Origin of the sequence: Novosphingobium sp., from assembly GCF_037133355.1 — a bacterium.
Lineage (GTDB): Bacteria > Pseudomonadota > Alphaproteobacteria > Sphingomonadales > Sphingomonadaceae > Novosphingobium.
Genome location: NZ_JBAXOI010000004.1, coordinates 98,890 through 118,283, shown reverse-complemented (window position 1 = coordinate 118,283; position 19,394 = coordinate 98,890). Strand labels below are relative to the sequence as shown.

At 65.6% G+C, this 19,394-nt stretch carries 16 protein-coding genes; 10 read left to right on the top strand and 6 right to left on the bottom strand.

Features of this window, described 5'->3' with window-relative positions:
- Nucleotides 1-10: 10 nt before the first annotated feature.
- The 4 genes from WCL10_RS05990 to WCL10_RS05975 all read right to left on the bottom strand — a co-directional run bounded on the left by WCL10_RS05990 (nucleotide 11) and on the right by WCL10_RS05975 (nucleotide 5,616).
- Nucleotides 11-2,245 (bottom strand): hypothetical protein, encoded by a 2,235-nt coding sequence (locus tag WCL10_RS05990; protein WP_336894723.1) that lies wholly within the window; start codon nucleotides 2,243-2,245, stop codon nucleotides 11-13.
- 224 nt (nucleotides 2,246-2,469) lie between these two features.
- Nucleotides 2,470-2,997, bottom strand: coding sequence for a molybdenum cofactor biosynthesis protein B (gene moaB / locus WCL10_RS05985; protein ID WP_336894722.1), 528 nt, complete (start codon nucleotides 2,995-2,997; stop codon nucleotides 2,470-2,472).
- Nucleotides 2,987-4,762, bottom strand: coding sequence for a lytic transglycosylase domain-containing protein (locus tag WCL10_RS05980; RefSeq protein ID WP_336894721.1), 1,776 nt, complete (start codon nucleotides 4,760-4,762; stop codon nucleotides 2,987-2,989). Before WCL10_RS05980 ends, moaB begins: the two co-directional genes overlap by 11 nt.
- A 65-nt stretch (nucleotides 4,763-4,827) precedes the next feature.
- On the bottom strand, nucleotides 4,828-5,616 hold the full coding sequence (locus WCL10_RS05975; RefSeq protein ID WP_336894720.1) for a hypothetical protein: 789 nt from the start codon (nucleotides 5,614-5,616) through the stop codon (nucleotides 4,828-4,830).
- Nucleotides 5,617-5,713: 97 nt separating this feature from the next.
- Here WCL10_RS05975 and WCL10_RS05970 point away from each other — a divergent pair, with 97 nt between their 5' ends.
- The 6 genes from WCL10_RS05970 (at nucleotide 5,714) to WCL10_RS05945 (ending at nucleotide 13,481) form a co-directional block, all read left to right on the top strand.
- Nucleotides 5,714-7,360, top strand: a complete 1,647-nt coding sequence (locus WCL10_RS05970) for an electron transfer flavoprotein-ubiquinone oxidoreductase (RefSeq protein WP_336894719.1) — start codon at nucleotides 5,714-5,716, stop codon at nucleotides 7,358-7,360.
- 37 nt (nucleotides 7,361-7,397) lie between these two features.
- Nucleotides 7,398-8,195, top strand: a complete 798-nt coding sequence (locus WCL10_RS05965; protein WP_336894835.1) for a 4-(cytidine 5'-diphospho)-2-C-methyl-D-erythritol kinase — start codon at nucleotides 7,398-7,400, stop codon at nucleotides 8,193-8,195.
- Nucleotides 8,192-8,920 carry an N-formylglutamate amidohydrolase gene (locus tag WCL10_RS05960; RefSeq protein WP_336894718.1) on the top strand — a complete coding sequence of 243 codons (729 nt, stop codon included), beginning with the start codon at nucleotides 8,192-8,194 and terminating at the stop codon, nucleotides 8,918-8,920. The genes WCL10_RS05965 and WCL10_RS05960 overlap by 4 nt, the downstream gene beginning before the upstream one ends.
- A gap of 103 nt (nucleotides 8,921-9,023) precedes the next feature.
- Nucleotides 9,024-10,892: a dihydroxy-acid dehydratase gene (gene ilvD, locus WCL10_RS05955; RefSeq protein WP_336894717.1), complete on the top strand. Its 1,869-nt coding sequence runs from the start codon at nucleotides 9,024-9,026 to the stop codon at nucleotides 10,890-10,892.
- Nucleotides 10,882-12,279, top strand: a complete 1,398-nt coding sequence (locus tag WCL10_RS05950) for an NAD(P)H-hydrate dehydratase (protein WP_336894716.1) — start codon at nucleotides 10,882-10,884, stop codon at nucleotides 12,277-12,279. Before ilvD ends, WCL10_RS05950 begins: the two co-directional genes overlap by 11 nt.
- Nucleotides 12,276-13,481, top strand: coding sequence for a class I SAM-dependent RNA methyltransferase (locus WCL10_RS05945; RefSeq protein ID WP_336894715.1), 1,206 nt, complete (start codon nucleotides 12,276-12,278; stop codon nucleotides 13,479-13,481). The genes WCL10_RS05950 and WCL10_RS05945 overlap by 4 nt, the downstream gene beginning before the upstream one ends.
- Here WCL10_RS05945 and WCL10_RS05940 read toward each other — a convergent pair.
- Nucleotides 13,471-13,911: an MAPEG family protein gene (locus WCL10_RS05940; protein WP_336894714.1), complete on the bottom strand. Its 441-nt coding sequence runs from the start codon at nucleotides 13,909-13,911 to the stop codon at nucleotides 13,471-13,473. The two genes, WCL10_RS05945 and WCL10_RS05940, sit on opposite strands and share 11 nt — an antisense overlap.
- A gap of 67 nt (nucleotides 13,912-13,978) precedes the next feature.
- On the bottom strand, nucleotides 13,979-14,977 hold the full coding sequence (locus WCL10_RS05935) for a pyridoxal-phosphate dependent enzyme (RefSeq protein WP_336894713.1): 999 nt from the start codon (nucleotides 14,975-14,977) through the stop codon (nucleotides 13,979-13,981).
- A 72-nt stretch (nucleotides 14,978-15,049) separates the two neighbouring features.
- Here WCL10_RS05935 and WCL10_RS05930 point away from each other — a divergent pair, with 72 nt between their 5' ends.
- From WCL10_RS05930 to WCL10_RS05915, 4 genes are all read left to right on the top strand, one after another.
- Nucleotides 15,050-16,255: a saccharopine dehydrogenase family protein gene (locus tag WCL10_RS05930; protein WP_336894712.1), complete on the top strand. Its 1,206-nt coding sequence runs from the start codon at nucleotides 15,050-15,052 to the stop codon at nucleotides 16,253-16,255.
- 55 nt (nucleotides 16,256-16,310) lie between these two features.
- Nucleotides 16,311-16,697, top strand: coding sequence for a GxxExxY protein (locus WCL10_RS05925; RefSeq protein ID WP_336894711.1), 387 nt, complete (start codon nucleotides 16,311-16,313; stop codon nucleotides 16,695-16,697).
- Nucleotides 16,698-16,759: 62 nt separating this feature from the next.
- Nucleotides 16,760-17,956, top strand: coding sequence for a carboxynorspermidine decarboxylase (locus WCL10_RS05920; protein WP_336894710.1), 1,197 nt, complete (start codon nucleotides 16,760-16,762; stop codon nucleotides 17,954-17,956).
- Nucleotides 17,957-17,997: 41 nt separating this feature from the next.
- Nucleotides 17,998-19,224, top strand: coding sequence for a serine hydrolase (locus WCL10_RS05915; protein ID WP_336894709.1), 1,227 nt, complete (start codon nucleotides 17,998-18,000; stop codon nucleotides 19,222-19,224).
- Nucleotides 19,225-19,394 lie beyond the last annotated feature (170 nt).

Here is a 19,394-nt window from a genome sequence, read left to right as displayed (position 1 = left end):
GGCGTTACCGTCAGTGCAGCATGGCCTTGTCGAGCGTGCCGAGATCGAAGCGCTGTGCCCCGTTTTCGAGCACCATCGGCGCGCCTTGCGGCAAGGCGGCAAAAGCTTCGGGCGTCAGGATGAAGCGCGCGGCTTTAAGGCCCTGGGTCGGCACCGATACCGCCTGGCCGAGGCGGAAGGTCTGGTCCCCGATCCGCAGTGTCAGCAGCGCGCCGCCGATCACCAGTGGTTCCGGCACCGAGATTGCGATGGTCACAACCTCGCGCGGGGCAGGCCAGACCGGTGCGGCGGCAAACTTGGCGCTTCCGATGACCTGGCTGGCACTGACCACGCTGCGCCGCTCGCGCAGGATGCGGCTGACCTGCGCGCCGCCGATCATTCGCGGCGCGGGCATATGCATCACCGGTGCTGCGGCTGCGGGGGCGGCCGGCGGGGATGACGGAACCTCTGCCGTCACGAACGGCCCCGGTATCGGTCCCGGACCGGTGCTCTTGCCGGCATCGAGCACGCGGGTGAAGCGCAGGTTGCCAAGATAGATCGCGCCGATAGCGGCCCGGTCAAAGGTCAGCCGCGCGCCGCGCACTCTGGCGCCCTTGAGCAGGCCGAAATCGGCCAGCGGTATGCGCACCGTTTGCAGCACCGGGTGGCCGTTGCCGTTGAAAACGTCGGGCGGTTCGTTGCCGGGCAGGATCGCGCCCGCTACGCGGGGCTCCTGATTGATGATGATCGGGCCGTACCCGATGCCCACCGGTGCCAGCGGCCGGGCATAGCGCGAGAGCGAGACCGTCCGGCTCATAAAGCCGTCGGGCGAGAGTATGGCGACGCTGAAATCAGTCGTGCCGGATGGATTGAGGGCGGGGTCTGCCTCACAGCCGTAGAAGCCGCCATCGGCAAAGCCCTTGCAGGCAAGGCCGATGCGAAACTCCAGTGTGTCGAAGGCATCGACGGTAAAGCCCGAGCCCGGAACCGCAGCACTGGCTTGATAGAAAGGCATGCCGCCCTTGCTCTTCAGGACTGTGGTATCCCACGCCAACACGCCGAACTGGGCAACAATGTCATGTTCGGGCACGGAGGTCTGGGTGAAATACTTGAGGTTGCTCGTTTCGTTGCCAAGGCCCGTCTCGCCGGCTCCGATGGGCCGGACGAAATCGTCGAGCACGATGCTCCCCTTGCGCGCGACATTGTCGGTATAGGTGCGGCGGAAGCGGGTCACGCGGGTGAGCTTGTTAGGCATGCGGTATTGCGGATCGAGCAGGTTGCCGAAGACCGCGGCCGGATCGTTGCCGAGATTGGCTCGGAAGAACGCGGTTACGGGATAGAGCGCGGTCGTGCGCTGCGCTTCCGAGCCCGCGGCATTGGGATCGAACACAACCGGCTGCTGGGGATCAGTGCTGTAGCACCCTTGCGAATCGGATTGCTGCCATTCCGTGTTGTAGAAATTGTGGTTCGTACCCTCGACAGTGAACATCGATTTGGGCGACGGCGTGGTCTCGGCGCGGGCCGTGATCATGCGATCGAACACGTGCTGACCCTGCAGGTCCGACACGTCGCCGTCGCAGGTCGGCAGCAGCACGTTCCAGGCAACCCCTTCGGCGTTGAGCACGCGGTTGGTCTGTCCATCGACTGGCGCCAGCTCGAAAATCGCGCGGATCTTGGGCTTGTTGCGGAACTGGCTCGGCCAGATACTGCCGATGTCACGGTACTGGTTGAGCGCCGCGCGCACCCCTTCGCCGCCGCGCGAATGGCCGAACAAGCCGATCTGCTCGAAATCGAGCTGGCCGCGCAGATTGAAGCCCAGCGCCTTGAGCGAGCCGTTGCCGGTGTTCCAACGGTCAAGCTGCATCAGATGGCGCAATATCAGCCGCCCGCGCCTGAGATTGAGGCCGAAATCCTCGTCATCGCCCCAGCCCGCGTTGATCCCGCGGTTGGCATTGATCGACACGACGAAGTAGCCCCAGGTGGCGAGCTGGTTGGCAAGATAGGCGTAGCCCTCGTGGCTCGGCACCACGACATAGCCCTCCGGGCATCGACCACTGTCGGTATAGGTCGAATCGTCGTCCACCCGTCCTGGCAATGCCGGGTCGAAGCGACCGCAGGTAGAGTGGTTGCCGTGAAGCATCACGATCACCGGACGCGGCCCGGTAGCATTGGTCGGACGGTAGATGCGCGCCCAGAGTTCGGTCACCGTGAAGGGCGCCACCAGCACGTCGCGCCGGGCAGGCAACTTGTATTCTGTGCTGGCCACCGTGTAGGGGCCGCGCGCTGTAGGATCGGGAGCAATTTGCGCCAGCGCAGGCGTGGTGGCCGCAGTCAGGCCGGCGATGACAAGGAAAAAGCGCAAGACGCGCAAGCCCGGCAAATGCATCGTGATCCCCCGAAAGTACCGCGCCTGAATCGCTTCAGCGCCCGCAACTAACATCCTGCCAGCAGATGAACCGTGGCTGTATGACAGTCGTCGGGGAAAGGAGCTTATTTCTCGAGAAGGCGGGGCATCAGCTCGACGAAATTGCAGGGCCGGTTGCGGCTGTCGAGCTGTTCGGCGAGGATCCCGTCCCAACCGTCCTTCACTGCGCCGTTGGAACCGGGCAGGGCGAAGATATAAGTCCCCCGCGCGACCACCGCGCAGGCGCGCGACTGGATCGTGCTGGTGCCGATGGTCTTGAAGCTGAGCCAGCGGAACAGCTCGCCAAAGCCCGGAATGTCACGGGTCTTCACCCGGTCAAGCGCTTCGGGCGTCACGTCCCGGCCGGTAAGGCCGGTGCCACCGGTGATGACCACGGCATCGACCGAGCGGTCGTCGATCCAGTTGTTGAGCCGGCTCGCGATCCGCGATGCGTCGTCCTTCTCGATGGCGCGCGCGGTTAGATGATGGCCGGCCGCCTTGATCCGCCCGGCCAGGATATCGCCCGAGGTGTCGTCTTCGGGTCCACGCGTGTCCGAAACGGTCAGCAGCGCGATGTTGATCGGCTTGAAGGTGCGGGAAGTGTCAATCGCCACGCGATGCGATCCTCACGCTTTCGGCCCCGGTGAGGCCCGGGAACTTTGGCCACATGCCCTGCGCAAGGCCGATGCGGCTTTCCGAAGGGCCGCCTGCCTGGCGCTCGTACATCCAGTAATTGCGCATCACGATCGAGACGTAGCCGCGCGTTTCCCAATAGGGGATCGATTCCATCCACAGGAGCGGGTCGCCCTTGTCGCGAATGTCGGTGTTCCAACGCGCGATCGGCATCGGCCCGGCGTTGTAGGCGGCGATGACCTTGGGAAGGAGCCCGCCGGTCGCGCCCGAATCGCGCAGCTGAACGAGATAGCCCTGCCCGAAGGCGAGATTGACGTCCGGTAGGTCGAGCTGCTTCTCGCGGCCTGTCATCGCCGGTTCGGAACGGGTGAGCCCGCGCGCGGTGCCGGGAAGGACCTGCATCAGCCCGCGCGCGCCGGCAGGGCTGATCACGGCGGTGCGGAAGTTCGATTCCTGCAGCGAATGGGCAAACAGCAGTGCGGGATCGACCTTCCAGCCGGTTGCGGGCACCCAGCGCGGCGCGGGGAAACGCGCGGCGGCATCGGGGCGTGCCCCGCTCGGCGCGTTGTAGGCCATCCACAGCTGCGTCGCGGGCAAGCCCAGATCGCGTGCGAGACGCGAGAGCGGAGCGTAGAGCGAGGGATCACCAATCCGCGCCTGATGGCGCAGCAGGTCGTCGGCAAGTCCATCCTCGCCGATTTCAGCCAGCTCCACGGCAAGCCGCACGTTGCTGACCTGACGCAATTGCTGCCAGTCGTCGGTGGTGAAATCGGGCGCGGCGGCGGGGGTGCTCTCCTTGAGGCCGAGCGCCTCGCTGGCGATCATGCCATAGAGCGTATCGCGCAGCCGCGCGGCGCCGCGCAGTGCGGTCGCCACTTTCTCCGGGGCGCGGCAGCGCATCCACGCACGACCCGCCCAATAGTTGGCGGCGGCATTCAGTTCGTCGTTCTGCGCGAGGCTAGCGGCTTGTTCGAAGCTTGCAGCCGCGTTCTGGCAATCGCCCAGACGCCATGCGGCGAGCCCCGAGGTCCACAGCGCCTCGGCCACCCAGGGCCCGGTCGCGCCCTGCTGCGCGCCCAGCGAGACGTTGCGCGCATTGATGTCGTCGTTTTCGATGTAGAAAGCCCAGCCTACACGCTGGTGCCATTCGGCACGCGCCTCGGCCGAAAGGCTGGCCTCGATCCCGTCGAGCAGCACGCGCGCTCCGAGTGGATCGTCGTTCTTGATGCGGTCCTGGATCGCGGCTGCCACGGATTCGGGCATCGTGCCGTCTGCCACGGGCCTCGGCTTGATGCGCTTGGGCAAGCCCGGGAGCGAGACCATTGGCTGCGCGCTCGGCAAGGCGGGAAGGTCGGTCGCCCCGCGCTTCAGCGCGAGGCGGCCAAGCTGCTCGGCCCAGGGGAGGTCGGGCGCTGCGGAAAGAAGCTGGCTGAGCGGGGCAAGCTCGGTGCGCGGCGAGCTTGCGGCGAGATAGAACTGCGCACGCGCCACAGCATGGAGCGGGCCTTCGCCGCGTTGGGCCAGCAGGGTCTGCACCGCCGCCCATTCCTCGCGCTCGATCGCGCCGAACACCTGCTTGTAATAGGCCCGGTCTTCCTGGCTGAGCAGCGCAGGCACGGCAGTACGGTCGGCGCGCGAGCGGAAGTACTCTGCGGCGGCGCTGTTGGCCTTGGCCGGCACGGCGCCAAGCACGGCTATCGTGGCGGCTGCTCCCAGCAGCACCGCACGGCAAATCCGGCCTGTCATCACGAAATTTTCACTGCGGATTTGTTCCCGTCCACAAAAGCCATCATCCCGATCCGTCAGCGCCTCTACTGCGCCGGTAAGGAACCGGCGCGGTCCCAATCCAGCCAGCGCTGCCAGACCCCGGCTTTCCAGCCCGGCTTGGTCAGCAAAGTTTCGAGATCGTATTCGAAACACGCCGGAACCGTGCCAGACTCATGGTTAAACCCGCGTAAATGCAGAGCGCTATGCGCCGAGCTGTGCCCCATAAGCGCCGAGATGTCTGCCCGTCCGAAGACCAGCAAACGCTCGGGCGCGGCCAGCGTAACATGGCGTGCCAGCACCGCGCCGAGCCCGGCGCCGCCGAGGCCTGCCCAATCGGGCAATGCGATTCGCGCGGGCAGCGCCGAAGCGCGGTAGACGCGCTCGCCATCCAGCCCCATCGCGGCGAGCATGGCATCGAGCAGCTTCCCGGTCTTGCCGGACAGCAGCAGATCCCCGTCGTCCTCGGCGGGCATCGGTACCAGCACCATGAGCGTTGCACCCACGTTGCCGCGCGGGGCCAATCTCGAGGCGCCGCGCGGAGCGAGCGAGGGTTCGGTCAGCCACCAGGGCACGAAATCCTCGAGCCGGGCCGGCCAGCCGCTGCGATCAGCGGCAATCGGCGCGGCTTCGGGCGGGGTTGCCACTGTGCGGGAAGGCTTGGGGGGAGGGGGCGGCAGCGCCGCGGCCGCTTTGATGGGCGCAGAGACCTCGGCCGCGAGCCAGTCCTGCGGCGCATCGACAAAGGCCGCATCGACCCCCGCCTCGCGCCACCAGGCCAGCGCGGCTTCAAGGTCTGCGCCCAAGGTCCTGCCGTTTGTGTCAAGCTGTCCCATCACCAAGCGGTCTTGACCTTGCTTGCCGCAGCTTTCAAGGCGAAGACGTGTGTTTATGGGGCATGACGTGCCCAATCCGGGGTCGGAGCGAGAGAGAATGAGCGAACGGGAATCGATGCCGTATGACGTCGTGATTGTCGGCGGCGGGCCTGCGGGCCTTGCAGCGGCGATCCGCCTCAAGCAGGTCAACGCCGATATTTCGGTGTGCATTCTGGAAAAAGGCTCGGAAATCGGCGCGCATATCCTTTCGGGCGCGGTGGTCGATCCCAAGGCGCTTGACGAGCTTCTGCCCGAATGGCGCGAACAGGGCTGCCCGATGGCCGAGGTTCCCGTCACCGACAACTGGCACTGGGTGCTGAGCCGCAATGGCAAGACCGCGCTGCCGCACTGGCCGATGCCTCCGTTCATGTCGAACCACGGCAACTACACCGGCAGCCTTGGCAATCTCTGCCGCTGGCTGGCGGAGCAGGCAGGCGAACTCGGCGTCGAGATCTTCCCCGGCTTCCCGGCCGCCGAAATCCTCTACGACGATGCCGGCGCCGTGCGCGGTGTCGCGACTGGCGACATGGGCGTCGCCAAGGATGGCAGCCACAAGGCCGATTACCAGCCGGGCATGGAGCTGCTGGCGAAGTACACCCTCTTTGCAGAGGGCGCGCGCGGACACCTTACCAAGCAGCTCAAGGCGAAATACGACCTCGAGCGCGATTGCCAGCCGCAGGTCTACGGCATCGGCATCAAGGAGCTGTGGGACATCGATCCCGACAAGCACGTGCTTGGCCGCGTCATCCACACGCAGGGCTGGCCGCTTTCGGAAAGCAATTCGTGGGGCGGCGGGTTCCTCTACCATCAGGCCAACAACCAGGTGGCCTTGGGCTTCGTTACCGCGCTCGATTACGCGAATCCCTATGTCTACCCCTACGAGGAATTCCAGCGCTGGAAGCAGCACCCGGCGATCCGCGAAATCCTCGAAGGCGGCCGCCGCGTTTCTTACGGCGCGCGCGCCATCAACGAGGGTGGTTGGCAGTCGGTGCCAAAGCTTGCCTTCCCCGGCGGCGCGCTGATCGGCTGCTCGGCCGGCTTCGTCAACGTGCCGCGCATCAAGGGCAGCCACACGGCGATGAAGAGCGGCATGCTTGCCGCAGAGGCGATTTCGGCGGCCATGGCGAATGGTCGCGAGCAGGATGAGCTGGGCGAATACGACAGTGCTGTCCGCGAAAGCTGGATCGCCAAGGAACTGAAGCTCGTCCAGAATGCGCAGCCGCTTGTCGCCAAGTTCGGCGGCGCGCTCGGCACGGCGCTGGCGGGCGCGGACATGTGGGCGCGCGTGCTCAAGATCAATCCGATCAAGGGCATGAAGCACCACAAGGACAGCGAGCACACCATGCGCGCCGATCTGTTCAAGCCGATCGAATACCCCAAGCCCGACGGTGTGATCACCTTCGACCGCCTGACCTCGGTCTCGTTCTCCTACACCAACCACGAGGAGGACCAGCCGTGCCACCTCGTGCTCAAGGACCCCAGTGTTCCGACCGCGATCAACCTGCCGCTCTATGCCGGGCCCGAAGCGCGCTTCTGCCCGGCGGGCGTCTATGAATTCCTCACCGACGAGGCGGGGGCACCGCGCCTCCAGATCAACGCCCAGAACTGCGTCCACTGCAAGACCTGCGATATCAAGGACACGACGCAGAACATCGAATGGGTAACGCCCGAAGGCGGCGGCGGCCCCAACTATCCGAACATGTGATGGATTGGCCCGCCCCGGAACGGGGCGGGCGCCAATGATGCGCGAAACCGCTTACGCCAAGATCAACCTCGCGCTGCATGTCGGGCGGCGGCGGGAGGATGGCTATCATGAGCTCGAGACGCTGTTCGCGTTTGTCGATGTGGGCGATGAGCTGGTCGCGGAAGCATCTGGCGAAGACCGGCTTTATGTGACCGGTGAGTTCGCCGTGGGCCTTTCCGATCCTTTCGGAAATATCGTCGCCAAGGCCCTGAATTTACTGCCTCACGGAAAAGGTTGGGCCGTCACACTCGAGAAGCGCCTGCCTGTTGCTGCCGGCCTTGGCGGGGGCTCCGCAGATGCCGGCGCGGTGTTCCGCATGATTGAGCGGGCGCATAGCCTGCCCGACGACTGGCAGGCCCGCGCCGCCAAGTTGGGGGCGGATGTGCCCGCCTGCGTGCTGAGCCAGGCCTGCATCGGGCGCGGAACCGGAACCGAACTCGAACCAGTTGCCAATGATCTGGTCGGGACACCGGTCCTCCTGGTCAATCCGCGCATCCCGCTTGCAACTGGGCCGGTGTTCAAGGGCTGGGACACGATCGACCGCGGCCCCATGCCGTCAGGCGATCTGCGCACTATCGCGCTTGAAGGCCGCAACGATCTCGAACCCAGCGCCATCGCGCTTGTTCCGCAGATCGCTGACGCCATCGCCGCGCTTGCCGCCAGTGGTGCATGGCTTGCGCGGATGTCCGGCTCGGGCGCCACTTGCTTTGCGCTTTACGAGAGCCCCGAAGCCCGCGACGCTGCTGCTGACGCCTTGCCGCCGGAGTGGTGGCGTCTCGCCGGAGCCCTCAGATGAGCGAAGCCTATCAGATCCTAGGCACACCGCGCTTCGGCGGCATTCTCGTGGTTTCCGATCACGCCTCGAACCGAGTGCCGGACGATATCGACCTCGGGATCGACCCTGCGCTGCTGGACCAGCACATCGCTGTCGACATCGGCGTCGCGGGTGTCGCGGCGCAAATGACCCAGCGCCCGGGCATTGCGGCATTTCTTGGCGGCGTCAGCCGCCTCGTCTGCGATTTCAACCGTGATGAACATGGCCCCACCGTCTGCCCCATCGCCAGCGACGGCCATGCCATTCCAGGCAACGCGCTGGACCACGCAGGCCACGAGGCCCGTCTCGCGCGCTTCTACCGCCCCTATCACGAGGGCCTTGCCAACCTGCTCGATGCCGCGCCGCCGTCGCTGATCCTCTCGCTCCACAGCTTTACCCCGCAGCTCGCCAGTGATCCCGCGCAGTTGCGCCCCTGGCAGGTCGGCGTGCTCTACAACGAGGATGACCGCGCCTCGCGCCTTGCCATCCCGCTGCTTGAGGCCGAAGGCCTCGTCGTGGGTGATCAGGAGCCTTATTCGGGCCGCCTGCTCAACGCGACGATGAACCGTCATGCCGAAGCTGAAGGGCGCCCCTACTTCGGCATCGAGGTGCGGCAGGACCAGATCGTCGATCCTGCAAACCACGCAGCTTGGGCCGAACGCCTGGCTCGCATCGCCAACCAGGTGGCCATCGCGCTCGGCGCCTGACCTGATGGTTGCGGAGATAACTTTCGACCGGAAAGCGCTCTTGCGCTAGGTGAACGTCATCGTCGCCGATGAGGCGAGCACCAAACTCCAAGAGAGAATGCCAATGCCGGTCTATCGTTCCAGAACCACCACCCACGGTCGCAACATGGCGGGCGCGCGCGGCCTGTGGCGCGCCACGGGCATGAAGGACAGCGATTTCGGCAAGCCGATCATCGCGGTCGTCAACAGCTTCACCCAGTTCGTTCCCGGTCACGTCCACCTCAAGGACCTCGGCCAGCTCGTGGCGCGCGAGATCGAGGCGGCGGGCGGTGTTGCCAAGGAATTCAACACCATCGCGGTCGATGATGGCATCGCCATGGGCCACGACGGGATGCTCTATTCGCTCCCCAGCCGCGATCTCATCGCCGACAGCGTCGAGTACATGGTCAATGCGCACTGCGCCGATGCGATGGTTTGCATCTCGAACTGCGACAAGATCACCCCTGGCATGCTGATGGCCGCGATGCGCATCAATGTGCCTGCGGTCTTCGTCTCGGGCGGGCCGATGGAAGCGGGCAAGGTCGTGCTGAACGGCAAGGAAGTCGCGCTCGACCTCGTCGACGCCATGGTCGCGGCAGCGGACGAAAAGTACACCGACGCGGAAGTCGAGACGATCGAACGTTCGGCTTGCCCGACGTGCGGCTCGTGCTCGGGCATGTTCACCGCCAATTCGATGAACTGCCTCACCGAAGCGCTTGGGCTCTCGCTGCCCGGCAACGGTTCGGTGCTGGCCACCCATGCCGATCGCGAGCGCTTGTTCCGTGAGGCGGGCCGCCGCGCTGTCGCGCTGTGCCGCCGCTACTACGAAGAGGATGACGACAGCGTCCTCCCGCGTGAAATCGCCAGCTTCAAGGCTTTCGAGAACGCGATGAGCCTTGATATCGCGATGGGCGGCTCGACCAACACCGTGCTCCACCTGCTGGCCGCCGCGCATGAGGCGGGCGTCGATTTCACCATGGCCGATATCGATCGCCTCTCGCGCCGCGTGCCGTGCCTTTCCAAGGTGGCGCCGGCCAAGTCCGACGTCCACATGGAGGACGTTCACCGCGCCGGGGGGATCATGGCGATCCTCGGCCAGCTCGATCGCGCCGGATTGCTCCACACCGATCTGCCGACCGTCCACAGCGCGACGATGGCCGAGGCTATTGCGAAGTGGGACATTTCTCGCAGCAATGACCCGCAAGTGCATGAATTCTTTAAAGCCGCACCCGGCGGCGTGCCGACGCAAGTCGCCTTCAGCCAGTCGCGCCGCTGGAAGGAACTCGATCTCGACCGCGAGACCGGCGTGATCCGTTCGGCCGAGCACGCTTTCAGCCAGGATGGCGGGCTCGCCGTGCTCTTCGGCAATCTCGCCGCCGATGGCTGCATCGTGAAGACCGCCGGGGTCGATGAAACGATCCTCAAGTTCAGCGGCCCGGCAAAGGTCTACGAAAGCCAGGACGCCGCCGTTACCGCCATCCTTACCGGGCAGGTCGTGGCGGGCGATGTCGTAGTAATCCGCTACGAAGGCCCTCGCGGCGGGCCGGGCATGCAGGAAATGCTCTATCCGACGAGCTACCTCAAATCGAAGGGCCTCGGCGCCGCTTGCGCGCTCGTGACTGACGGTCGCTTTTCGGGCGGTACGTCCGGCCTCTCGATCGGCCACTGCTCGCCCGAGGCGGCGGAAGGCGGCACGATTGGCCTCGTCGAGAACGGGGATCGCATCGAAATCGATATTCCGGCCCGCACGATCAATCTGATCGTGGATGACGCAACACTTGCCGAGCGCCGCAAGGCGGTCGAGGCACGCGGATGGCAGCCGGCGAAGCCGCGGCCGCGCAAGGTCAGCCTCGCGCTCCAGGCCTATGCCGCGATGACGACGAGCGCCGCGCGCGGTGCGGTGCGTGATCTGGCGGGCCTTGTGCGGCGCAGTGGGCCGGTGGATGAAGGCTGACCTCAGGCAGGTTCTCGACGTCGCCGCGATGCGCGCTGCCGAAGCGGCGCTGATCGCGGGCGGTACCCCTGCGCAGGCGCTGATGGAAACGGCCGGACGCGCACTTGGTGAATGGGCGCGGCGGCTCGCGGCTGGCCGTCCCGTAACCGTGCTCTGCGGTCCCGGCAATAATGGCGGTGATGGTTACGTTGCGGCGCGTTACCTGACGGAACACGGGGTGCCGGTAACAGTCATCGCCGCGCGCGAACCTGTAACCCCGGAAGCCCGCGCGGCGCGTTCGGCCTTTGGCGGCGAGGTGCTCGGCCCCGGCGAGTTCCCGCGCGGCGGCGTGTTGCTCGATTGCCTGTTCGGCAGCGGCCTCTCGCGCCCACTGCCCGATGACTTGTTCTTTCTCCTGACCGGCCTTGTCGAACTCCACCCCTTGCGCATCGCCGCCGATCTGCCGAGCGGGATCGAGGCCGATACCGGCGCCTGCCTCAATCCCGGGCTGCCAAGGTTCGATCTCACCGTGGCGCTGGGGGCATGGAAGCATGCGCACTTCGCCATGCCTGCCGCGCCGCTGATGGGCGCCTTGCGGCTTGTCGATATCGGCGTGACCGAGGTGCCCGGCGCGGCGCGGGTGCTCGGGCGTCCCCGAATCACGCCGCCCGCCGCCGATGCCCACAAGTATCGGCGCGGTCTGCTTGCCGTGGTCACGGGAGCGATGCCCGGCGCATCGTTGCTGGCGGCCGAGGCGGCGCAGCGCGCAGGTGCGGGCTACGTGAAACTGCTGGCGTCGCCGCGGCCGGAAGGCGTGCCAGCCTCGCTCGTCTGCGATGAGAGCGATCTTGCCGCGCTTGCCGATCCGCGCATTGCGGCCTTGCTCGTCGGCCCCGGCCTCGGACGCGTTAGCGGCGCCGAAGCCCGGCTGCGGGCTGCACTGGAAGCCGAGCGCCCTATCGTGCTCGATGCCGACGCGCTGATGCTGCTCGGCCCCGGCAGCCCCGGCACGGCCCCGCGCGTCCTCACGCCGCACGAGGGCGAGATGGCGGCGCTCGAAACTGCATTCGGCCTTTCCGGGCATGGCACCCGCCGTGCCCGCGCATTGGCGCTGGCCGAGGCGGCGGGTGCGGTTGTCCTGCTCAAAGGGCCGGACAGTGTGATTGCCGCGCCATCGGGTGACGTAACGGTGAGCCCTCGCGCATCAACCTGGCTTTCGGTTGCGGGCAGCGGCGATGTTCTCGCTGGAATCGTGGCCAGCCGCCTCGCTGTTCACGGCGATGCGTTGCTGGCGGCGGAAGAGGGACTGTGGCTTCATGGCGAAGCGGCGCGGCTTGCCGGACCGGCCTTCACTGCCGGTGACCTCGCGGCGGCGACAGGCCCAGCGATCGCGGCGGCACTCGCATGAACCAGCCCGGCCGCATCCTCCGCATCGCCGCCAAGGGCGAAGGCCAGACTGCCGACGGCCGTTACGTGACGCTCGCAGCCCCCGGCGACGTGCTTGAGGCCGATGGGACGCTGACGCACGGGCCGGACCATGCCGCAGCTGCCTGCCGCCACTTTCCCGCTTGCGGCGGATGCCAGTTGCAGCACCTCTCCGACCGCGCGCTGGCCGACCATGTGCGTGGCCGGGTCGAGGGCGCCGCGCGAGGGCAGGGGCTTGATCCGGGCGAAGTCGCCCCGCCGCATCTCTCGCCGCCCGCAAGTCGCCGCCGCGCCAAGCTCCATGCGCAAGTGATTGGCAAGCGGGTCTTGCTGGGCTTTCGCGAGCAGGGTTCGCACAAGATCGTGGACATCAAGGAATGCCCCGTTCTTGCCCCCGAACTTGCCGCGCTGATCCCGCCGTTCCGCCGCCTGCTCGAAACCCGTGCCGATCGCAGCCTTTCGGCGGATATCGCGCTGACTCTTGCCGATCAGGGGCCGACCGTCGATCTGTCCGGGATCACCATGCAAGGCCTGGCCCAGACCGAGGCCATGCTCGATTTCGCGCAGGCTCACGCGGTCGCGCGCCTGACGCTTGATCAAGGCGACGGGCCGGAGACGGTGTGGGAGCCCGATCCCGTTACCGTTACGCTCAGCGGCGTGCCGGTCGGCCTGCCGCCCGGCGCGTTTCTTCAGGCGACAAGTGACGGCGAGGCAGCCCTGATTTCGGCAGCGCGCGAGTGGCTTGCAGGAGCGCCAACGATTGCCGATCTCTTCTCAGGGCTGGGCACCTTCGCTTTTGCACTTGCAGGGCCGGGCACCAAGGTGCTTGCCGTCGAAGCCGCGCGCGATGCCCATCTCGCATGTCAGGCCGCCGCGCGGATCAACGGGCGGCCGGTGCATGCACTGCACCGCGATCTGTTCCGCGGGCCACTTCAGATCGAGGAGCTGAACCGCTTCGCCGCCGTCCTGCTCGATCCGCCGCGTGCCGGCGCCCGCGATCAGGTGGCGCTGCTGGCAGGCTCGGCCGTGCCACGCATTGTCTACATCAGCTGCAATCCGGCCAGCTGGGCCAAGGATGCCGCCACGCTCGTCGAGGGCGGCTACAGGCTCGCCGGGCTCGTGCCGGTGGGCCAGTTCCGCTGGTCCACCCACGTCGAGCTGGCGAGCCTGTTCGTCAAAGGCTGAACACCGCCATTGCCGCGTGCAGGATCAGCGCCATGAGTGCAACGCTGGAAAGTGCAAACAAAATAAAGCGCGGCGCGACCTTGTTCACAGTCGACTGGAAGATCGAGTGCACCACGCGCAGCGCCACATAGGTCCACGCGATCATGAGGTTCACGCCGTCACCCTGGCCGACCAGTGCAAGGACCAGCGCGACCGCGTAAAACACTGTCGGCGCTTCGTGCAGGTGATTGTAATTATGAGCTTTCCACTGAATGCTCGGGGCCAGAAGCCCTTCCAGCTTGGCCCCGGTCCAGCCCACATCGGCGTTGGGGTCGTCGGACTTCGGCAGCGCGTTGATCGCCGGGATTCGCGTGGCATACATCCACAGCCACATCACCATCGTCCACGCTGCCAAAACCACCACAGGTTTCAGGATTTCCATGCCAATCATCGCGGTTCCCCCATTTGTTGTCGGCACTTAGGTGAAGAGGCCTGATTCGATTGTCAATTGCAACCGATCAGCTGTCCGCGATCACCCTGGCAAAGGCGGCCGGATCGACGTTGCCGCCGGAAAGGATCACGGCCGTGCGCCCGTCCGCCGGCACCTTGCCCGCCAGAACCGCCGCCAGTGCCGCCGCACCGCCAGGCTCCACCACTAGGCGCAGCCTGGCAAAGGCATAGGCCTGCGCCGCGCGCACTTCGGCTTCACTCACCGCCACACCCTGCATGCCGTGTGACGTCATGACAGCAAAATTGATCGGGAACGTCGCCATGGTCTGCAAGGCATCGCAGGCTGTTCGCGGCGGGTTGGCGCCGATGCCGACAATCGCGCCGCCCGATAGGCTGCGCGTGACGTCATCCCAGCCGTCCGGCTCAACCGGCACCACTTCCGCGTCCGGGCAGGCCAGCGCCAGGCCCGATGCCAGACCACCGCCGCCGCAAGGCGCCACGATCCGCGTCGGCGCGCCGCCTGCAAAGCAGTCCATTTGGCTGGCGAGCTCGATCCCGGTGCTGCCCTGGCCCTCGATCACCCATGAATCGCCATAGGCATGAACCAGCACACAGTTGCGCGAGGCACAGATCTCTGCCGCGATGGCGTCGCGCGACTGGGTCAACCGCTCGTAGAGCACAACCTCCGCGCCAAGCCGCCGGGTTTCCGAAAGCTTCACCTCCGGCGCATCGGCCGGCATGACAATGGTCGCCGCGATGCCCAGCCTGCGCGCCGCCCAGGCGACGCCCTGTGCATGGTTGCCACTCGAGACCGCCACGACGCCGCGTGCGCGCTCCTCTGCGGTCATGTCGGTCAATCGGTGCCAGGCGCCGCGGATCTTGAACGCGCCCATCGGTTGCAGGCTCTCTGCCTTGCACCAGACCCTACCGCCATTCGGCAATTCCAGCGCCAGCAGCGGCGTCTGCGGCAGCAGCGTGGCCACTTTGGCGGCCGCGCACAGCACGCCTTCGCGGGTTGGCAGACGGACCTCGGGGGCAGGGGTGAATTGGGGACTTGGGTTTGTCATGCCCATACCTTAAAGGCGCTCCCTTCGAAGCGCCAGCGCGGCTGCGGCGCTGACCGGTTTGGGAGTTTCCTGATGGCCAAAGTCCTTGTTATCGGCGCGGGCGGCGTCGGTTCGGTTGCCGTTCACAAGATGGCGATGAACCCTGATATCTTCAGCGAAGTGGCGCTCGCCAGCCGCACGCTGCCCAAGTGCGAGGCGATTGCCGCCTCGGTCAAGGAGCGCACCTGCCGCGATGTAGCGACCTACCAGCTTGATGCCGATGACGTTACCGCGACCACTGCGCTGCTCAACGAGTTGAAGCCCGCGCTCGTCGTCAATCTCGCGCTGCCCTATCAGGACCTCAACATCATGGATGCCTGCCTCGCCGCCGGGGTCAACTACATGGACACCGCGAACTACGAGCCGATCGATGAGGCCAAGTTCGAATACAAGTGGCAGTGGGCCTATCACGAGCGCTTCAAGGCCGCCGGCCTCACCGCGCTGCTCGGCTCGGGCTTCGATCCGGGCGTGACCTCGGTCTTCGCGACCTGGCTCAAGAAGCACAAGCTCGACACCATTCGCACGCTCGACATTCTCGATTGCAACGGCGGCGATCACGGACAGCCCTTTGCCACCAACTTCAACCCGGAAATCAACATCCGCGAAATCACCGCTCCGGCGCGCCGCTGGGAGAACGGTGAGTGGGTGGAAACCCCGGCGCTGACCATTCGCCAGACTTTCGATTTCGAAGCCGTCGGCCCCAAGAACATGTACCTCATGTACCATGAAGAGCTCGAAAGCCTCGCGCATCACCTGCCCGAGATCGAGCGCATCCGCTTCTGGATGACCTTCGGCGATGCCTATATCACGCACCTCACCGTACTGCAGAACGTGGGCATGACCCGCATCGATCCGGTGCTCTACGAGGGCAAGGAGATCGTGCCGCTGCAGTTCCTCAAGGCCGTCCTGCCCGAACCCGCCAGCCTCGGCGCGCTGACCAAGGGCAAGACCAATATCGGCGATATCGCCACGGGCCTGAAGGACGGGGTCGAGAAGACCTTGTACATCTACAACATCTGCGATCACGAAGAGGCCTATGCCGAAACCGGCAATCAGGCGATCAGCTACACCACCGGCGTCCCCGCCATGATCGGCGCGGCCATGCTGGTCACCGGCGTGTGGGGCGGGGCGGGCGTGTTCAACATCGAACAGTTCGATCCCGATCCCTATATGGACATGCTGAACAAGCACGGCCTGCCCTGGCAGGTGAAGGAACTGGAAGGCCCGCTGGCGTTCTGAAGAAGGTGTTTCGCGCAGAGACGCAGGGGAAGCAGAGATCGCAGAGGCATTCCGGATGCACATCGATTCCATCAGTGCGGCGGTGATCGACGAGGCGATTGGTATTCACCGCGAGATCGGTCCGGGGCTTTTCGAATCCGTCTACGAAGCGGTCCTGTCAGGTCGGCTTGAGAAGCGCGGGCTGCAGGTCGCCCGGCAGGTGCCTGTCGGCGTCCATCTCGACGGCGTGCTTTACGATGGGGCCTTCAGAATGGATATTCTTGTCGAAGAGCGCCTCATCGTGGAGGTCAAGGCGGTCGATCAAATGAGCAAGGCGCATGCGAAGCAACTGACAACCTACCTGCGCCTGATGAATCTGCCCGTAGGGCTGCTATTGAACTTTTCCTGCGCGACGATGAAGGAAGGCATTCGCCGGATCGTGAATAACTACGACCCGGCATAGCTCTCTGCGATCTCTGCTCCCTCTGCGTCTCTGCGCGAAACTCTTCTAAGGTACCTGTTCAAATGGAAACCAGAGCCGGCGATCCGGGCGCCTTTGCCCACTTCGATCTCACCCGCGTCGACAGCCCGGCCTTCGTTGTCGATGCCGCGCGCCTCAGGCAGAACCTGAGCATTCTCGCCGACGTGCGGGATCGCGCTGGCATCAAGGTGCTTGCTGCGCTCAAGGCCTTCTCGATGTGGCGGGTCGCGCCGCTGGTGGGCGAATACCTCGACGGCGTCTGCACCTCTGGCCTGTGGGAAGCGCGCCTTGCTGCCGATCACTATGCCGGCGAGATCGCTACCTATTGCGCGGCCTACAAGGCGGAGGACCTGCCGGAAATCCTCCAGCACTCCGACCATGTGATTTTCAACACCCCCAGCCAGCACGCCCGATTCGCCCCCGAGATCGCAGCCGCACTCGCTGCGGGTGAGCCCTTCGATATCGGCCTCAGAATCAATCCCTTACATGCTGAAGGTGAAGTGCCGCGCTATGATCCTTGCGCCCCGCATTCTCGCCTCGGTTTCCCGGTCGACCAGCTTCGGCCCGAGCATCTGGAAGGGGTCTCCGGCCTCCACTTCCACACGCTGTGCGAGCAGGATTTCGAGCCGCTCGAGCGTACCTGGGCCGCGCTCAAACCGCACATCGCGCCGTACTTCAGCCAGCTCACCTGGCTCAACTTCGGTGGCGGCCACCATATCACCCGCGCCGATTACCAGCGCGATGAACTGGTCGCGTTTCTTCAGTCGGTTAAGGCCGAAACCGGATGTGAAATCTATCTCGAACCCGGCGAGGCGGTCGCGCTCGATGCCGGGATTCTTGTCGGTACCGTGCTTGATACGCACTGGAACGGCATGCAGCTCGGCATCACGGATATCTCCGCCACCTGCCACATGCCCGATGTGATCGAGGCGCCCTATCGCCCCGCCATGCTCGGCGAGTTGCCGATCGACGAGTACGAAGACGGGGAGGGCGATACCCCGGTCCGCCTCGGCGGCCCTTCGTGCCTCGCGGGTGACGTCATTGGGGACTACTGCAAGGCCGGCCTTGCCGGACCTGGCACGCGCTTCGCGTTCCTTGATCAGGCGCATTACTCGATGGTCAAGACCACGACCTTCAACGGCGTGCCGCTCCCCTCGATCTGGCTCTGGGACAGCGAGACCGACACGCTCGAATGCGTGAAGCGTTTTTCGTGGGAGGCCTTCCGCGACCGCGTTTCCTGAGGCAAGCTTGCCGCCACGATAACAAAAGGCGGAGAGAACAGATGGCGGGCGATGTCCTCGATGGCGTGACCAGCGACCCGGTAACGATGGGCTGGATGGTCGGTGCGCCGCCGCCGCCCGAAAAGCGAATCCTTGCCGCTCGCGCGGATCACATGCGCTTCCCGATGATCCGCTGGTCCTATTCCAACATGCGCAGCTTCTGCCCGACGATCCGCGTCGCGGCGAGCGGGGCGGGCACGTCGTTCCCCCGCGCGCTGCGCGATGATCTCGGTGCGGTGCGTTTCACCCCGCTTGGCGGCGGCGCCGACATGGCCTTCGAGGACGCGCTGCTCGAAGCGTTCACCGACGGCATTCTCGTGCTGCACAAGGGGCAGGTGGTTTTCGAACGCTGGTTCGGCGTGACCGGCCCCGAAACCCGCCACATTGCCTTTTCCGTAACCAAGAGCTTTGTCGGGACGCTGGTCCAGATGCTTGTGGGGGAAGGGCGGATCGACTTGTCCGCTACGGTCGACAGTGTGATTCCCGAACTCGCGCCCAGCGGCTTTGGCAGCGCCACGATCGGGCAGGTGCTCGACATGACCACCGCGCTCGATTTCTCCGAGGACTACGCCAATCCCAACTCCGGCATCGGAGCCTACAGCGCCGCGCTGGGCCTCACGCCGCGCCCCGCCAGCTACACCGGTCCGCACAATCTGTGGGATTACCTCACGACCGTCCCGCGCGCCGGCAAGCACGGAGAGGGCTTCGTCTACCGCACGCCCAACACCGATGTGCTCGCCTGGATCATCACCCGGGTGACAGGCCAGCCGCTGCACGAGGTCCTCACCAAGCGTTTGTGGCACCCGCTCGGCATGCTTGGCGATGCCGATCTCATGGTCGATGAAGCGGGCTCGCCATTCGCCGGGGGCGGGCTCAACTTGCGGCTCGAGGATCTCGCTCGCTTCGGTGAGGCGCTGCGCCTTGGCGGGGCCGGGGTGATCGCCGAGGCCGATGTCGAGCGCATCCGAACAGGCGGTGATCCCGATCGCTTTCACAAGCTGGCCTATCCGCTGCTGGGCGGGTGGAGCTATGGTAGCCAGTGGTGGCACTCGGGCGACAACCACGGCGCGTTCAGCGCACGCGGCATCCATGGACAGACCCTGTGGATCGACCCCGTGGCAGAGATGGTTATCGCCCGATTCGCCTCGCACCCAACCGCAGCCAACGGCGCGAACGATCCGCACTCGCTTCCGGCCTGGCGCGCACTTGCGGATGCCTTGAATCCCTGAGGATTTCCGTCAATCCCCTGATTAATGTTTCATCTTTGTGACATCAGCGTGAACTACCCTTTTTTTCACTTGATGTTCAGGGCGGGGGGGCTATTTACCCCCTCGCTGCCCCATGGGGACTTCCAAACCGCAAGGCAGCTTTGTCTCAATTTTCCGTTTGGGGGTCCCTT

Coding starts and splice junctions, on each gene's coding strand:
- WCL10_RS05980 (WP_336894721.1), bottom strand. CDS start 4,762: ATGACAGGCCGGATTTGCCGTGCGGTGCTGCTGGGAGCAGCCGCCACG.
- WCL10_RS05975 (WP_336894720.1), bottom strand. CDS start 5,616: ATGGGACAGCTTGACACAAACGGCAGGACCTTGGGCGCAGACCTTGAA.
- WCL10_RS05970 (WP_336894719.1), top strand. CDS start 5,714: ATGAGCGAACGGGAATCGATGCCGTATGACGTCGTGATTGTCGGCGGC.
- WCL10_RS05965 (WP_336894835.1), top strand. CDS start 7,398: ATGCGCGAAACCGCTTACGCCAAGATCAACCTCGCGCTGCATGTCGGG.
- WCL10_RS05960 (WP_336894718.1), top strand. CDS start 8,192: ATGAGCGAAGCCTATCAGATCCTAGGCACACCGCGCTTCGGCGGCATT.
- ilvD (WP_336894717.1), top strand. CDS start 9,024: ATGCCGGTCTATCGTTCCAGAACCACCACCCACGGTCGCAACATGGCG.
- WCL10_RS05950 (WP_336894716.1), top strand. CDS start 10,882: ATGAAGGCTGACCTCAGGCAGGTTCTCGACGTCGCCGCGATGCGCGCT.
- WCL10_RS05945 (WP_336894715.1), top strand. CDS start 12,276: ATGAACCAGCCCGGCCGCATCCTCCGCATCGCCGCCAAGGGCGAAGGC.
- WCL10_RS05940 (WP_336894714.1), bottom strand. CDS start 13,911: ATGATTGGCATGGAAATCCTGAAACCTGTGGTGGTTTTGGCAGCGTGG.
- WCL10_RS05935 (WP_336894713.1), bottom strand. CDS start 14,977: ATGACAAACCCAAGTCCCCAATTCACCCCTGCCCCCGAGGTCCGTCTG.
- WCL10_RS05930 (WP_336894712.1), top strand. CDS start 15,050: ATGGCCAAAGTCCTTGTTATCGGCGCGGGCGGCGTCGGTTCGGTTGCC.
- WCL10_RS05925 (WP_336894711.1), top strand. CDS start 16,311: ATGCACATCGATTCCATCAGTGCGGCGGTGATCGACGAGGCGATTGGT.
- WCL10_RS05920 (WP_336894710.1), top strand. CDS start 16,760: ATGGAAACCAGAGCCGGCGATCCGGGCGCCTTTGCCCACTTCGATCTC.
- WCL10_RS05915 (WP_336894709.1), top strand. CDS start 17,998: ATGGCGGGCGATGTCCTCGATGGCGTGACCAGCGACCCGGTAACGATG.